The organism is Rothia sp. HMSC062H08 (genome assembly GCF_001810775.1).
Classification (GTDB): Bacteria; Actinomycetota; Actinomycetes; order Actinomycetales; family Micrococcaceae; genus Rothia.
Genome location: NZ_KV802667.1, coordinates 1 through 14,520, shown reverse-complemented (window position 1 = coordinate 14,520; position 14,520 = coordinate 1). Strand labels below are relative to the sequence as shown.

Annotated in this window: 7 protein-coding genes and 1 pseudogene; 5 read left to right on the top strand and 3 right to left on the bottom strand. The window is 57.8% G+C overall.

Annotation, left to right across the window (positions count from 1 at the left end; translation table 11 throughout):
- Positions 1 to 234: 234 nt before the first annotated feature.
- The 3 genes from HMPREF2765_RS04670 to HMPREF2765_RS04660 all read left to right on the top strand — a co-directional run bounded on the left by HMPREF2765_RS04670 (position 235) and on the right by HMPREF2765_RS04660 (position 6,109).
- Entirely contained in the window at positions 235 to 2,742 is a 2,508-nt protein-coding gene (locus HMPREF2765_RS04670; RefSeq protein WP_070604452.1) for an atrophin-1 family protein, read from the top strand.
- A 268-nt stretch (positions 2,743 to 3,010) separates the two neighbouring features.
- Complete coding sequence (locus HMPREF2765_RS04665; RefSeq protein WP_070604450.1) at positions 3,011 to 5,080, top strand: TPM domain-containing protein; 2,070 nt, start codon at positions 3,011 to 3,013, stop codon at positions 5,078 to 5,080.
- 264 nt (positions 5,081 to 5,344) lie between these two features.
- Entirely contained in the window at positions 5,345 to 6,109 is a 765-nt protein-coding gene (locus tag HMPREF2765_RS04660; RefSeq protein ID WP_012903194.1) for a PspA/IM30 family protein, read from the top strand.
- 119 nt (positions 6,110 to 6,228) lie between these two features.
- Here the strand turns inward: HMPREF2765_RS04660 and HMPREF2765_RS04655 are convergent, their stop codons facing one another.
- Positions 6,229 to 8,712, bottom strand: a complete 2,484-nt coding sequence (locus HMPREF2765_RS04655; RefSeq protein ID WP_070604448.1) for an S-layer homology domain-containing protein — start codon at positions 8,710 to 8,712, stop codon at positions 6,229 to 6,231.
- Positions 8,713 to 10,147: 1,435 nt separating this feature from the next.
- Between HMPREF2765_RS04655 and HMPREF2765_RS09455 the strand changes: the two genes are divergently transcribed.
- Positions 10,148 to 10,387, top strand: a complete 240-nt coding sequence (locus tag HMPREF2765_RS09455; RefSeq protein WP_005505332.1) for a gallidermin/nisin family lantibiotic — start codon at positions 10,148 to 10,150, stop codon at positions 10,385 to 10,387.
- Positions 10,388 to 10,451: 64 nt separating this feature from the next.
- Complete coding sequence (locus tag HMPREF2765_RS04650; RefSeq protein WP_246824920.1) at positions 10,452 to 11,054, top strand: ABC transporter ATP-binding protein; 603 nt, start codon at positions 10,452 to 10,454, stop codon at positions 11,052 to 11,054.
- A gap of 1,925 nt (positions 11,055 to 12,979) precedes the next feature.
- Here HMPREF2765_RS04650 and HMPREF2765_RS04640 read toward each other — a convergent pair.
- Positions 12,980 to 13,573 (bottom strand): protoglobin domain-containing protein, encoded by a 594-nt coding sequence (locus HMPREF2765_RS04640; protein ID WP_005505324.1) that lies wholly within the window; start codon positions 13,571 to 13,573, stop codon positions 12,980 to 12,982.
- Positions 13,574 to 13,671: 98 nt separating this feature from the next.
- Positions 13,672 to 14,520, bottom strand: a pseudogene (locus HMPREF2765_RS04635) (IS256 family transposase); the annotation flags it as partial.

Here is a 14,520-nt window from a genome sequence, read left to right as displayed (position 1 = left end):
GTATGTCCCGAAGGGTCGGTGTGAGGACCGGCCCGGGTGTGATAATGAGTTGAGTGATGATCGATGCGGCGTGAGCCCCTGCATGAGGGCTTGCGCCGCATCGTCTTTTAACTGTGATGCGGATGCGGGAGGCACTAGCGGAGAGCGCCCGGTACCCCGCCTACTTCCCTTTTAGTATGCGGTAAGGCAACGGTACCGCGGGCGTTCAGGGGACAGCTGGGTTATGGTGAAGTTATGAGGATTATTTCTGCTGTTTTCGCTCTTCTTGGCGCGCTGCCGACCCTACCGGCGGTGGCGTCTTCGCTGGATGGCGCAACCCGCCTGTACGCGCTACTTTTGTTTGTACTGATCTGCGCGGTGGTGGCATTGTTTGCGTCGTTGAGCCCGTCGCGCCGTCGCGCGCGTGAGATTAGGCGGCAGGTATTGCAGCAACAGCAGAACCAGGCGATGAATCAGCAGGTACCGCCTCAGCAGGCACCCGCTCAGCAGTCGCCTTCGCAGTCTGTGCCTCCTCAGCAGGTGCCCAATCAGCAAGTACAGGGCGCGGTGAGCTACCCGATGCACTACCAGCCGAAGCCGGCACAGCCCGGCAGCAACAATCAGCAGCCGGCGCAGGGTCCTGTTCAGAACCAGGTACCGAACCCCACGCAGGCCCCGATATCTGCGACGCCCCAGGCACAGTCCCCGCTCCCCCAGCAGGATCAGGCTGTCGAAGCTCAACAGGCTCAGGCACAGCAGGCTCAGGCACCCTCGCCTCACCCTGCCTCACCTCAGCCTCCTCAGCCGGTGGCAGCGCCGTCCCCGCTGGAGCCGATGCAGGCCGGTGGTATCTCCGGTTCTTCGGCGCAGAACCATTCAGCAGAAAGCCAATCAGCAGAAAGCCAGGAGCAGCAGAGCATGCCCCAGAACACCCCGGCGCAGCCTGAAGAGCGCCCGCAGCAGGAGACCGCCCAGCAAGCTCCCAAGAGTAACCCGGCGCCCTCCGACCATTTCTCTTTGAGCACCAACTTCAAGCTCATTCCCCCTCTAGAGAACGCACAGCGCAGCCGCTACCCCATGGTGCTTTCTGTCAGTACATCAGAGGATGAGGTCTTTGCACTACCGTCGATTAGCGGTGTGCCGCAGCATCTGCTGGTGGGCACGCAGGAGAATCATGTTCCGCTGAATCAGCGTCCGCGCCTACAGCAGATCAATATTCTTGAGAACTACCTCATGCGTGCGGTCATGAACCTGCAGACGCTCGAACGTGCGCAGGTTTCTCCGTTGCACAGTTTCAAGGAGACTGCCCAGGCTGACCGCACGGTGCTTGCCGCCGAGCTGGAAGAAACCATCCGGGTATCTCGGCTGAAGCTGAGCGGGGCGTTGGAGTTTTATACGTCCCTGCCTCGTCTGGCGGATACCCCGGGCTCTTTCGCTTTTGCCCGTGATCACGCGCTCTCCCTGAGCGCCGCCGTCATTAGCCTGACCGAGGAGTGCTTTGAGCGTACCTTCCGTTGGCGCCTGCTGGAGGATACTCTCCCGGACTCTTTGAGCGACCGCCTCTACGCGGTGCGTTATCTGCGTGAGAGCGCGCAGAAGCTGGCGGCTTTTGTGGAGCTGAGCGATTTTGATCGCGCTATGCAACTTGCCGAGACCTGGAAGAAGACTGTTCGTAAGGACTCAAATCTCGATGAGGTCAAGGTCTGGAATGAGATGACCGAAGTCGCCTTTGACGTTCTGCCCGAGTTGCGAGAGCAGGCGTTGAAGGGCGTTCAGTCTACGTTGGAGTTTAGCGAGCTTTTCTACCGTCCCGGCGAGGATGGTACGCACCGTATGCTCCGCCCGGAGCAGCTGAGCGAGTTTGAGCTCAAGGGCGTGCAGTCCACGCTGGAAGAGCGCCTGGAGAAGGTGCGTCTTGAGCTTCAGGATGCGGAGTTCTGCGCTGCGGTCTTGAGCTTGCAGGCGCGCTCTGTCATTGAGCTTCTGGAGGAGCTTCTGCAGGTTGAGCAGGACGGCGTTCTGGCGGAGGTTGTGACCGATTTGCGGGCGCTTGCTCATGACTCGCCCGACCTTGCCGAGCAGCCTATCCAGACGTTGATGTTCAGCCGCGAACAGTACGCCCCGGATGGGGAGGATCTTCCGACCATTGGCGAGCGCATCCGTTCCCTCTCGAGTGTTCCCGAGGTTCTGGCGTTCGTGCACTACGAGGGACCGGTGCTTCTGGTGGGCGTCTCGGATCCGTATAAGGCGTTTTCCGGGGAGGGCGCCGAGGGTCTGCTTTCGGAGGAGAAGAGGTTATCTTCCATGCCGCTGTCGGTGTTGCGCACTCATTCACGGCTTCTGCGGCAGGTGCTTCGCCTGCAGAATCTGCGGTTGAAGCTGGCGTGGGTGAGCAGCTGTAGCGGCTACATGCCTTTGAGCCTGGTCGAGCGGTATTACGTCGGCCCCTCTGCCGGGGATGAGGACTTGAAGGAGCTGACCGAAAATATTGAGGCCCTCGCTGAGCTTCTGGACGCCCGTTCTAACTCCCAGGTGTATAAGGGCCGTGGTGTGCCGACTACGCCCTTTTTGTGGTCACAGATGCGAAAGCAGGCAGAACGCAGTTCTAGGCTGCTGAATACTGTGCAGTTCTTGGGTTGGATGTTCGCCTCGTCTTCGCGGGTTCAGGTGGTGAACGGCATGGCACAGAGCATCCACGATGTTGATGCCGCGGAGGTAGTGGAGCACCTGATGAGCAATCTAAAGATTGCGCGTCGGCGCTAACTAACTGAATAGCCGGTGGGCCGGGGTCTGGCGTGAGGCTAGACCCCGGCTTTCCTGTATACCGGCTTCCTATATACCGGCTTTCCTGTATAAAGCCTGGGAAGTCGGTAAACGGGTGGCAAACAGCGGCGCAACATTCTCGTATCTGTGTGTTTGCGTGGCTGAGCCACCGCTACACTAATAATGTGACCAGCACTAAGGCGTGCGATGTTCAAGCACGCCGTGAAGTACAGGTCCGTTCATACTTCACGACAACGGAGGAAAGACCATGACCGAGCACGCCTTTGCGCGTCAGATTCGTCCCGCACGCCCTCGCCTGCGCACTATTCTGGGTGCCACAGTGCTGGCGGCAGGTCTTTCTTGTGCCCCGGCGGTTCTGCCGGCTGGTTCTGCATTTTTGAGCACGTCGGCACAGGCTGCTGACCCGATGCAGATTACGGGCACCACCGTGTACGATTCCACGAACTCTTTGGGTGATACCGCTACCCTGAAATCTAAGATTTCGAATCTGTCGAAGAAGTACAACGTGGATTTGCACGTGGTGACCATTGATAAGTTCGAGAACCCGTCTACTTCTTCGAGCTGGACGAAGGCGCTTGCCACGAAGAACAATTGGGGTTCTGCCGATGTGGTGCTGGTAATTGCGACCGAGTCCCGCCAGGCGTATTTCTTGGCAGGTAGCACCAAGACTCTTTCGAGCGATCAGCAGACGAAGGTGTACCAGAACTACATTAAGCCGAAGCTGCAGAACAGCGACTATGCGGGTGCAGCTCTTGCTGCGGTTGAGGGTATTGAGGCTCAGAAGGGCGGTAGCTCTTCTGGTGTGGTGACCGGTGTGCTCGGTGTGGGTGCGGCGGCAGCTGTTGGTGCTGGTGGTTACGCGATGTACCGTCGCCGCAAGAAGAAGAACGCTCAGCAGCAGCCTCAGCGTTCCTACGGTGCGCCTCGTAACTACTCCCCCATCCCGGAGGTTCCGCTGGAGGAGCTGCGCACTCGCGCCGGTAGCGCCCTGTTGCAGGCTGATACGACGATGAGCCATGCGAAGCAGGAACTGGATTTTGCGCGTGCACAGTACAGCGATCAGCAGGTCGCCGAGTTTGCTCAGGAGATTGCACGCGCTGAGGATCTGATGCGTAAGTCCTTCCAGCGTCAGCAGCTTCTGACCGATAGCATTCCCGACACTGAGGCCGAGCAGCGTGCCTGGTTGACTGAGATTATTGATAACTCTCAGGAAGTTACCCGTATCGCTCAGGAACAGGACGCTAAGCTGGCTCAGTTGCGCAACTTGGAGCAGGAGGCACCCCAAGCTATTGAGGCTCTGGCTCAGCGTCTGCCGCAGCTGCGTGCTTCGGTGGAAGAGATTACCGCCCAGTACCACGCGATGAGGGAACGTTACCTGCCCAGCGCACTGGAGCCCATTTCGAAGACTCCTGCCCTGTTGGAGTCGAACATGGTGCTGTGCGCTGCTGAGGTTGAGAAGGCTCAGGCGACCATTGCTACGGCACGTTCGGAGGCGGTTGCTCACCTGCGCACCGCGGAGGAAGCCGCCTCGCAAATTCAGGCGCTGGGTGCGGCTGTGAATACCCGCTCACAGGAGCTGGAGCAGGCTCAGTTGGGTCTGAGCACCGACCTGCTGAGCATTCAGCGTGACGTGGCTGAGGCGAAGAGCCTCGCTGCTTCTCAGCGTCGCGATGATTTGGGTGCGGTCGCCGCCGGTATGGAGGCGGTGCTCAACCAGGTCAACCAGAGTGCTTCGGCTCGCCCGAATGACCCGCTGACTCTGGCGAACCAGCTACATCAGCTCTCCGCTGAGCTGGATAAGGCCATGACGAATATGCGTGCTACCCGCGAGCGTTCTCGTGCGGCGTCGCAGAACCTGGACCGTACGATGCGTTCTGCCTACGCTGCCGTGAACGGTGCGCGTAGCTACATCAATAACCGCCGCGCTGCGGTGGGCCCGATGACCCTGACCGCTGTTTCTGAGGCGGAGCGTCACCTGGGTCAGGCACAGCGCCTGGCTTCTTCGGATCCGCTGAACGCCATGAAGGAAGCCAATATGGCTATCCAGAAGGCAACCGACGCGCAGAACCGCGCTCAGAGCGAGGTCGGCAACTACTACAACAACCAGAACAACCGCGGCGGTAGCGGCTTCGGCGGCGACCTGGCGAAGGGCCTGCTGCTGGGCGCCCTGATGACCGCTATTAACTCCGGCACCAGTAGCTGGGGTAGCAGCGGCGGCCACAGCAGTGGCGGTAGTAGCGGCGGTAGCTGGGGCGGCGGCTTCAGCGGCGGTGGCGGCGATTGGGGTAGCGGCGGCGGTGACGGCGGCAGCTTCTAACCGCCTCCACGCTACAAATCCTGCCGGTCGGTTTCTGTAGGTTTTTCTACAGTCTGACCGGCGGGGTGCATAGCTTACCTCACCGCTTTCTTCCCCAGTCGGAAAACACCTGAGGTAATTTACCAAAAGTTTAGGTTGCAGAAATCAGGCGTGCATCATTTTCACAGCATGCACCCAGAAATCTGCCACATAATTAGTTATACGGGCACGGCTCACGAGGAGCGTAGTGCTCCCCCGCAGCCCGTGAACAGAAAGTAGGAGATTATGGCTAAGCAGACCATCTTCGGCCGTATTGCACAGCTCACTAAGGCAAACATCAACGCTCTGATTGATGCAGCTGAGGACCCGGAGAAGATGCTGGACCAGATGGTTCGTGACTACACCAACAACATCCGCGAGGCGGAGGCTGCAGTAGCACAGACCATCGGCAACCTGCGACTGCTCGAAAAGGACCACGCTGAGGACGTCAAGGCCGCTCAGGAGTGGGGCACCAAGGCTCTGGCAGCTTCTAACAAGGCTGATGAGTTCCGCGCAGCTGGCGATGTTGCCAACGCTGACAAGTTCGATAACCTCGCGAAGATTGCTCTGAACAAGCAGCTGCTGGCTGAGAAGGCTGCACAGGCTGTTGAGCCTCAGCTGGCTTCCCAGACTCAGGTTGTCAACCAGCTCAAGGACGGCCTGGAGAAGATGCGCTCCAAGCTTGAAGAGGTCAAGTACAAGCGCGATGAGCTGACCGCACGTCAGAAGACTGCAGCAGCTCAGACCCAGGTGAACGACGCTCTGAAGGCGTTCGACGTTCTGGACCCGACCAGCGAGATGAGCCGCTTCGAAGAGAAGGTTCGCCGCGAAGAGGCACGCGTCATCGGTCAGCAGGAGCTGGCAGCTTCCTCCCTGGACGCTCAGTTCAACACCCTGGACCAGATGGAGCGCGAGACTGAGCTGGACGCTCGCCTGGCCGCTCTGAAGGCAAAGAACGCTCCGGCTGCTCCGGCTCCCCTGGCTGTGGAATCCCCCACCCAGACTCTCTAAGCCTGGTCCAGTAAGCCTGGTCTAGCGCATAGCTTCTTGAGCTAAACCTATAAAGATCCGCCCCGTTCCTGATGAGTTCAGGAACGGGGCGGATCTTTATGCGTTATGGGGTGCGAGCTTTAGTTCGCGTAGATGTACAGGTAGCCTGCCATAGCGGCGCGGGTGATCGCATCCGAAGAGGTGGAGCCGGTACCGATGCCGTTGGAGGCAGCCCATGCCAGAGCCTGGGATGCGTAGCCGCCCTGAGCCTGTGCCGGGGATCCAGCCGCACGGTACATGAATTCAGCCATGGTGGACTCGGTGACGGCCTCCAGGGGGCGGAAGTCGCTACCGCTGATGCCCTGCTGGCTCAGCCAGAAAATCTCCTTGTACGCGGGGTGGTTGACCGGAACATCGCTGAACGGCGAAACAGCCGGTGCATTCACTGCGGGGCGACCAGCCACGCGGTACAGGTAGGTTGCCAGCTGTGCACGGTTGACCGATGCGTTCGGGCGGAAGGTACCGTCCGCGAAGCCGAGCATGATGCGGTGATCAGAGTTCCAGCTGATCTCGTTGTAGTTCGGGTTCGAGTCGGACAGGTCGCTGTAGCCCAGCGCCGGAGTCTTACCCGCGAAGTCCAGGGAGGACGCCAGGATGTGCGGCAGGTCGTAGTCGTGGTGGCTGAAGCCGTCAATCAGCTTCACGCGGGCGTCGGAGAAGCCAGCGCCCAGGTATGCGTTGTAGCCGGACTCGACTGCGCCACGTGCGCTCCAGGTGACGGGGTAGGTGTTACCGGAGGTGTCGTTCGCGCCAACCCACCAGTACATAGGCAAGCCCTTAGTGGTTGCATCAGCGTCCACGGAGCCGTCCGAGTCGCCGCCTGCAACCATGATGGAGCCGCCACCGTTACGCCATGCGGTGTTGTGGTCGGTCAGCTCGTAGGTGATGAACTCAGCGCCGCCGGAGTAGCCCATGGTCCACACCTGGGAAGCGTCCAGGTTGTTCTGGCTAACGAAGGACTTCGCGAAGGAGCGGAAGAACTCGCCATTAGCGTCCATGTCTTCCCACCAGGTGATGCCGTTGCCGGATGCGTTGGTGTCCGGGGAGATAATCGGTACGAAGACCATGTTGCGGGCGTTAGCAATCTTGCCCATCGCCGCGAGCATGCCCTCGTCGGGGGTGTAGACCTTGGACTCGTCACGCTGCCAGTAGTCACCGTCGAAGTAGAAGACCACGCCAACGGGCTTGGAGTAGTCCAGGTTGTTCGCGTACACGTGGTACTGGGAGGTGGTGCCCGCCGGGGAGGTGTAGCTCTGGTAGGTTGCGGAGCTCATGGTGCGGGCACGCTGAGTGTTCTGCTGCTTCTGCTCAGCCTTCTGTTCGGTCTTCTGCTCGACCCTGGGAGCGGCGGTTGCCTTGCCCTTGGAGAGCGAGTTGCTCAGAATCTGCGAGAAGTTGTAGTCGAAGTGGCCCGAACCGTTCAGAACGGTCGCGGAAGCGTTGGTGTAGCCGGCGTTGCGGTAGGCGTTGTAGCCGCCCTCAACGGCGCCTCGTGCGCTCCAGGTCTGCGGGTAGGTCTCGCCGGAGCCGTCGTTCGAGTTTGCGTACCAGAACATGGGCTGGGACTTCAGCGCAGCCGAGGGGGTACCCTCGTCCAGGCCACCACCAGCGACCATGATGGATCCGCCGCCGTTACGCCAGGTCTGGGGCTTGGTGTTCAGCTCGTAGGTGATGAACTCAGCGCCACCGGAGTAGCCCATGGTCCACACGTTGGAGGAGTCCACACCGTTAGCCGCGATGAAGGAGGAAGCGAAGGAGCGGAAGAACTCGCCGTTACGCTCCATGTCTTCCCACCAGGTCACGCCAGCGTCGTAACGGTTGGCGTCCGGGGAGATGACGGGCACGAACAGCATGTTCTGTGCCGCTGCGGATGCAGCCATCTGAGCCAGCTCACCGGAGGGGTCGTAGACCTTGGACTGGTCGTTGCGCCAGTAGTCGCCGTCGAAGTAGAAGACCACGCCAACGGGCTTGGAGAAGTCCACGCCCTCAGCGTAGACGTGGTACTGCGAGGTGGTACCAGCCGGGGAGGTGTAGGACAGGAAAGTCTGGTTGGTGCGGGTTGCTGCCACACCGGATGCCGCCTGAGTAGCCTGTGCGGTCTGCGCGGGCTGCGCGGCAGGGGTTGCAGCGCTCTGGGTAGCTGCGGGAGCCTGGGTAGCTGCGGGAGCCTGGGTAGCTGCGGGGGTCTGTGCAACCTGTGCCAGGGTGGGCTGAGCGGAAGGCTGAGCCGCCTGTGCGGACTGGAAGGTAGCCGAGGGGGTTGTCTGCTGAGTTGCCTGGGCAGTGTAGGTCTTCTGGATGGGCTGAACCGCGGTCGTTGCGGGAGCCTGCTGAGTCTGCTTTGCCTGTTCTGCCTGCTGGCGGATCTGCACAGCAACCTGCGAGAGGGTGGGCTGCACGGTGGAGGTGAACAGGGACTTCGGAGCCTGGGTAGCTGCGCCGGGGATGTCCTGAACGACGGGTGCGAATGCGGAAGCGGGTGCTACCAGGGTGCTACCGAGCACGGAGGGTACGGCGATGGCTGCGAGAGAGCCAGCCTTAACGGTGCGGGGGCGAAGTGCCATGGGTTGTCCTCGTTGTTGGTGTTTCGTGGGGCGCGGACGCCCGAGAGTGGTTGAGTGATAGGTGGTCTATAGGTGAGAAGCCTATAGGCGGTCGGCCTGCGAATGTGATGCCGCATGGAGCAAGTCCAGTAACCGTCCCGTGTGTGTTGCGGGGGTTTCCTCGTGTGATGGAGGGGTGCAGTATTCATTTCGGAGAGCTACGCGGCGGACCGCGGTGACCACGTACTCAAAGCTACCAGGTCAAAAAGCCTTTTCCAGCGGTTTTTTGGGGCTATTTTTGGGTATCGAACAAGATTCAATCTTAACAAGAGCTTTTTCTAAGCTTCTAGTTTAACTTGAATCACCCTCAAGTAGAGGTTGAATGGGCTATTTTTCCTTGATTTTCCGGGGTTTTTGAGCGTTTTTTGAAAGAGTTTCAAAAAACTCTACAATTAACTTGAATGTTTCGTATGTGATTACAATCACTTTCAGAGTGAATTGTTGCACTCGAAGCCCAATTTTTGCCAAAAACCGCGGAATTCCGGGGCAAAACGGGTGATTTCCAAGCCCGGAATATAGGCACCTTTCGCATATTCCACTTTGAGAATGCACTTTGAGGCAAAAACAGCCCCCTCGCCACTCCCCCACCCAGGCATCCTATCGGACCCCTCATCACGCTCTTGAGACCCGCCCCAGAGCCCCCTTCAGGACCCCTTTCAGATCCCCTTTCAAGGAGCTCAAAAGCAGCGTCTCAAGAAGGCGTAACCACCCTCCAGCAACCGCTCGGAAGTGACTCCACCACCCCCATGGGCACACCCGCTTGAAGCCCCGATAGACGGACTGAGGAATACCTCGAAAGACGCATCGGGAGACGTTCCGAAACCAGTCCAGGGTACTTTCACGACGGTTCTATGAAATTCCGTGAGGAGGTTTCAAGAGGGGTTTCGAGAGGCCGAAAGATCCACCTCAAGCACCCCGGAAGGGGCAGCAGGCTGCCCCCCCCCATCAGTCTCCCCGAAGCACCGCCCCGACAAGGTTCAGAAGACCCCCTCCGCAGATTACAGAAGGCAGGAGATACGGAGAGGCAGGAGATATAAAGAAAGCCGCCCAGCAGGCGGCAGAAAGGTAGCACAAGAAGAAGAAAAGTAGGCGGCAAATGAAGACAGGTCGCCGACAGGAAAGGTGCAGGAAGGTGGCGAAAGAAGGCAGACCGGCGGTCGGAAGGTGACGGGAGGACAGCAGAAGGAGACAGGTCGGCGGGAGTACGGGTTTTAGGGAATAAAAAAACTCCCGATAGCTAAGCTATCGGGAGTTATCCGTTGCGGGGACAGGATTTGAACCTGCGACCTGAACATTCTGAAAGTTGCCCCTACTAATCTTGCATCGTTGTATCATAGCAGTGCGGGTAACTTTCTGTTACCTGAATATGTTCAGATTCTGAGAGCTTGGAGAAGTCGTGGTCACCGTTGACCTTGACACCCGTGTTGAAGAGGTTGAGGAAGCTGTTTGTCCTCACATCACCTCGAAGTTCCTGTGCGCCCCTGGGTGCCCGACGGGTGGCATTGCATGCTTCACTGCCCAGTGTGCTAACGGCTGCGGCATCTCTGTTGGCTGCAAGTGGTTAGTAGCTTTGTCGCAGCAGTCGGCCCTGGAGGGAAGGCATCCTAGGCCTTACCTCCAGGGCCGTTTTCTTTGAAAGGTAGGCCATGCCAGCTATATCGGTAACTGATTTGTCGGTTGGGTACAAGAATTCCCCAGTAGTGAGCGGCATTAACTTGCAGCTAAATACTGGCAGGATAATCTGCCTCCTTGGAGCAAATGGGGCAGGTAAAACCACCTTAATGAAAACGCTCCTTGGTCGGATAAAACCAATAAGTGGCCACATTAGATACGATCAGACAGACATTAGCGAAATGTCAGCTGCAATCGACCATCCAAGCTACTTTCCGTATCTGAGCGGTAAACAAAATGTACAGGTCGTCGCGGCATTCTGGGGTCTGGATGTTGATCCTGAGTCGGCCTTGGATAGTGTGGGCATCGTCCGCGCTGCCCACGGGCGGAAAGCCAAGGACTACTCGACCGGCATGAAGGAACGGCTGGAGCTTTGTCTTGCTTTATTATCTAGACCAAGATTTTTGTTCCTTGATGAGCCACAGAATGGTTTGGATCCAGATGGCATGATCTCCTTGTCTGCGACGCTTCGTCGTTATCGGGACGAAGGGAACTGCGTTGTAATATCAACGCACCTCCTCCATGAGATTCAAGGCGTCCCGGATGAGTGTGTCGTAGTTCGTAACGGCAAAGCTTTGCATATCCCCGACCTCAACGGCGTGAATCTCGCGGACCTATATCACCGGGGGTAGGACCATGCGAATTACTTCAGCTATCCGTGCTTTGCTTACTTACTATTGGAACATCTGGTATTTTCTCGCGGCTATCTTGGGCTCAATGGCGTCACTATTCCTCGGTGCATGGATTTCAAGTGAGGCAAGCGGAACTCCAATAACAGGGGGATACAGCTTCTTCTTTACTGGAACGCAGCCACTAATTTCCCTCGCATTACTCTTTATACTTGATGCTAGGGTTTCCAAGGTCCACTACGGGGGTTTGCCTCAGCAGGTATACATTGCCTGGTTGCCTAGCGTCCTACGCACCATCTGTCGAACACTTTCAATAGTTCTTGTAAACCTACTTAGTGTGCTGCTATTCGATCTAACAATGGTTTTGTCTGGTTCGAAAATGCACTCTGGGCTAGCAACCCTGCTTTGCTTTCTTACCTTCCAAAGTATACTAATTGCTCTGATCTACTCGACATTAGAAAGTCTCTCAAAACCTCCGACTGCCGCGGTAATTTCAGGTGTTCTTCTGTACTTCTGGATAGTGCTACCCGGTAACCTAGCTGACAATGCTACCCCATACATATCAAACGCCCTCCACTCCGTAGGGCTGAATCTCAATGGTACCGCAATCTCGTTCGTAGATATCCAGGAGCAATCAAATTTCGGTTTCTCTGCGCTTATCCCGGTACCAATCCTAATTATTACCTATGTTCTTGTGGCTAGGTTTCGAAGTAAAGGAGCAGTAAGAAAATGAAGTCTTTGTGTTCTATCGAGCGAATTGCAATCATTCGTTGGGTCACGATCGCTTATCTCGGTGCACTAGTTCTTCCGCTGCTGTTTCTCCGTTATGGAAATACCATTGCCGTAGCGCAATCCGCGTTACTCATCATGCTCCCAATTGCCACGGCAGGTCTAGCTTTGTCGCATGCTAAGGTCCCTGCCTCGTACGTCTCGTTTAGTATTCACGATAAAGTTCTGCTCCGGTTCATTGCTAAATCGCTGCTTCTCGCATAAGTAGTTAACCTTTGTTTGAGTCTGCTTTATGTCTCTATCATTGGCGAGCTTGTTAATGAGCGACTGTCGAGTCATACTGCTTTAGTACTTGTTTTCTCTTCGGTTGTGCTAACTCTGGCCTGTTTTGCGCTTCGGCTTTGGACTACTTCATTAGTTTCATGGATTGTTATCATCTTTTTTGTGGTGGCAGGTCTTCCGATTAGCACAGGTGATTTTGCGAACTCACCGATCTTGTTTGCTGTCGTTCCCACGACTTGGATTTTAAAAGGCGCCACCTTTGGCTCCTATATATTTTCTACCGGGTTTCTGTTGGCTGCGATAAGTTCGGGGTTTTTACTAACGTCGGTGAAACGTGCATAGCTATACTTCACTTGGAAAAGCGTATGTGAGGATAGCTGCACTTCCAACGGATAGGTTTCCAAGTGACGGCAAAGCGAAGTCAGCGTTTGCTAAACTGTTCTATCGAATCCCAGTTTGAGATCGGTCCTTGCAAGTTCCACACCTTCGTTTTATTCCGCTATCACGAAGGCTATTTCCGGCTCTTCCGAGTTGAGTGTGGGTGACCAGGTATTGGTCGGGGGTTGTGGGTAGAGGTCGAGGTCCTTGATGATGAGCGGACTTCTACCACCGCGATCTTCAAAGGACCTCCTGTTGACTTCTTACCGTGACGGATCATGGGGCAGCCACACACAGAGCACGATGCAGTATTCACAGGAACGAGGCAAACACGACCAACTGAAAGAGTGACTTTCCCGCACCAGAAAGCCGAAAAGTCACCCAACCAGCAACACGTAGTGTCCTATAACCCAGAAAGAAAGCTCTCCCTGGAAGCCACTGAGGCTTCCAGGGAGAGCAGTCAGAGAGTGCGAAAGACGAATACACCGCTATCAAGCGTGAGGCGGCCGATGGGGGAGTCGTAGGTGGCGAGCGCCGGATCAGAATTGCTCGGGGTGATCGCGGTAGGCATACGCCCACACTGTCACGGCGACAGTCACAGCGCGAGTCCACGCGTCACGGACAGCGTCCAGTTCTGCGCCCTCGAAGCCCTCCGCCAGGAGACGGTGCCCGACCTCCACAGTCGGCGCGATGAAGGCGAGCACGTAGCGCAGAGGCACGAATGGCGTCGAGTCCGCCCCATCCGCCGCGTTCTTCGCCGCGGTCATGTGTCGAGCTCCAATCAGGTACTGGTAGTCCAACCACGCCTGATCCCGCTCGCGCGTGCACATGTCGATGATCCACTGGGCGAATCGGGGCTTTGACGCCTGCGCGTACTCGGGGTTCGGCTGTCCATCCGGATGCGCGGAATGTGCTGCCAGGTAGGTCTTTTGAGCCAAAATCCCGCGCCACGTGTCGACCATTTCCATGGCATGCGGCGCCAGGATGGGTTCTGCTCGCGCGAGCAGCTCTGCGTCACCGGGCTGGACGTGCGCGGCGGCCTCAATCTGGCGTAGATCCTCGAGTGTGAGCGGAGACGTGGGGACGGCATCGGTGCCGTAGGTGTACCCCGACGAGTGGTCGTAAGCGGTCATGCGAACCTCCTTGAACTTATGCGTCAATTGTAGAACGTGCTCTTGCTCAGCTCAAGTCCTGTGGAGTGGTGTAATCGTTTTGTGTCCTTCGGAGTGGGTTATGCGCTGAGTTGGAGTGGGGTGTCCTCCTGCCCGGTGGGTTGGGGTGTGAGTCGTGATTTGGTGAGGATGTCGAGGCTGAGGTAGCGTCGGCCTTCGGCCCATTCGTCGTTTTGTTCGGCGAGGACGGCTCCGACCAGGCGGATGATGGCCTGGCGGTTGGGGAAGATCCCCACGGAGTCGGTGCGTCGGCGGATTTCGCGGTTGAGGCGCTCATTGGGGTTGTTGGACCAGATCTGGGTCCACACCCCGGTGGGGAAGGACGCGAACGCGAGGACGTCTGCCCTGGCTTGATCGAGGTGATCACACACGGCGGGGAGCTTGTCGTGGACGTAGTCCAAGAGCCGGTCGTATTGAGCGTTGACCGATGCCGCGTCGGGCTGGTCATACACCGAGTGCAGCATCGCTTTGACAGCGGGCCATAGTGCTTTGGGGGTGATGGACATGAGATTAGCGGCGTAGTGGGTACGGCATCGTTGCCAGGTGGCTCCGGGTAGGTTGGCGGCGATGGCCTCAACCAGGCCCAGATGGGCATCACTGGTGACCAGGCGCACGCCGGTCAGGCCTCGGGCGACCAGGTCGGCGAAGAACTCCTTCCAGGCTGGAGCGGTCTCACTGGTAGATACGCGCACCCCAGCACTTCGCGGTGTCCGTCATTGTTGACTCCGGTGGCAACCAGAACCGCGCACGAGACGACGCGTCCTCCTTCGCGTACTTTCATGGTGAGCGCGTCAGCGGCGACGAAGGTGAAAGGCCCGGCATCGTGGAGGGGCCGGTTGCGGAACTGATCCACGTGCTCGTCCAGGTCGGCTGCCATACGTGAGACCTGGGACTTGGACAGTCCTGTG

Bases quoted from the DNA above. Each gene is read 5' to 3' on its own strand.
- HMPREF2765_RS04660 (WP_012903194.1), top strand. From the start codon at position 5,345: ATGGCTAAGCAGACCATCTTCGGCCGTATTGCACAGCTCACTAAGGCA.
- HMPREF2765_RS04640 (WP_005505324.1), bottom strand. From the start codon at position 13,573: ATGACCGCTTACGACCACTCGTCGGGGTACACCTACGGCACCGATGCC.
- HMPREF2765_RS04670 (WP_070604452.1), top strand. From the start codon at position 235: ATGAGGATTATTTCTGCTGTTTTCGCTCTTCTTGGCGCGCTGCCGACC.
- HMPREF2765_RS04655 (WP_070604448.1), bottom strand. From the start codon at position 8,712: ATGGCACTTCGCCCCCGCACCGTTAAGGCTGGCTCTCTCGCAGCCATC.
- HMPREF2765_RS04665 (WP_070604450.1), top strand. From the start codon at position 3,011: ATGACCGAGCACGCCTTTGCGCGTCAGATTCGTCCCGCACGCCCTCGC.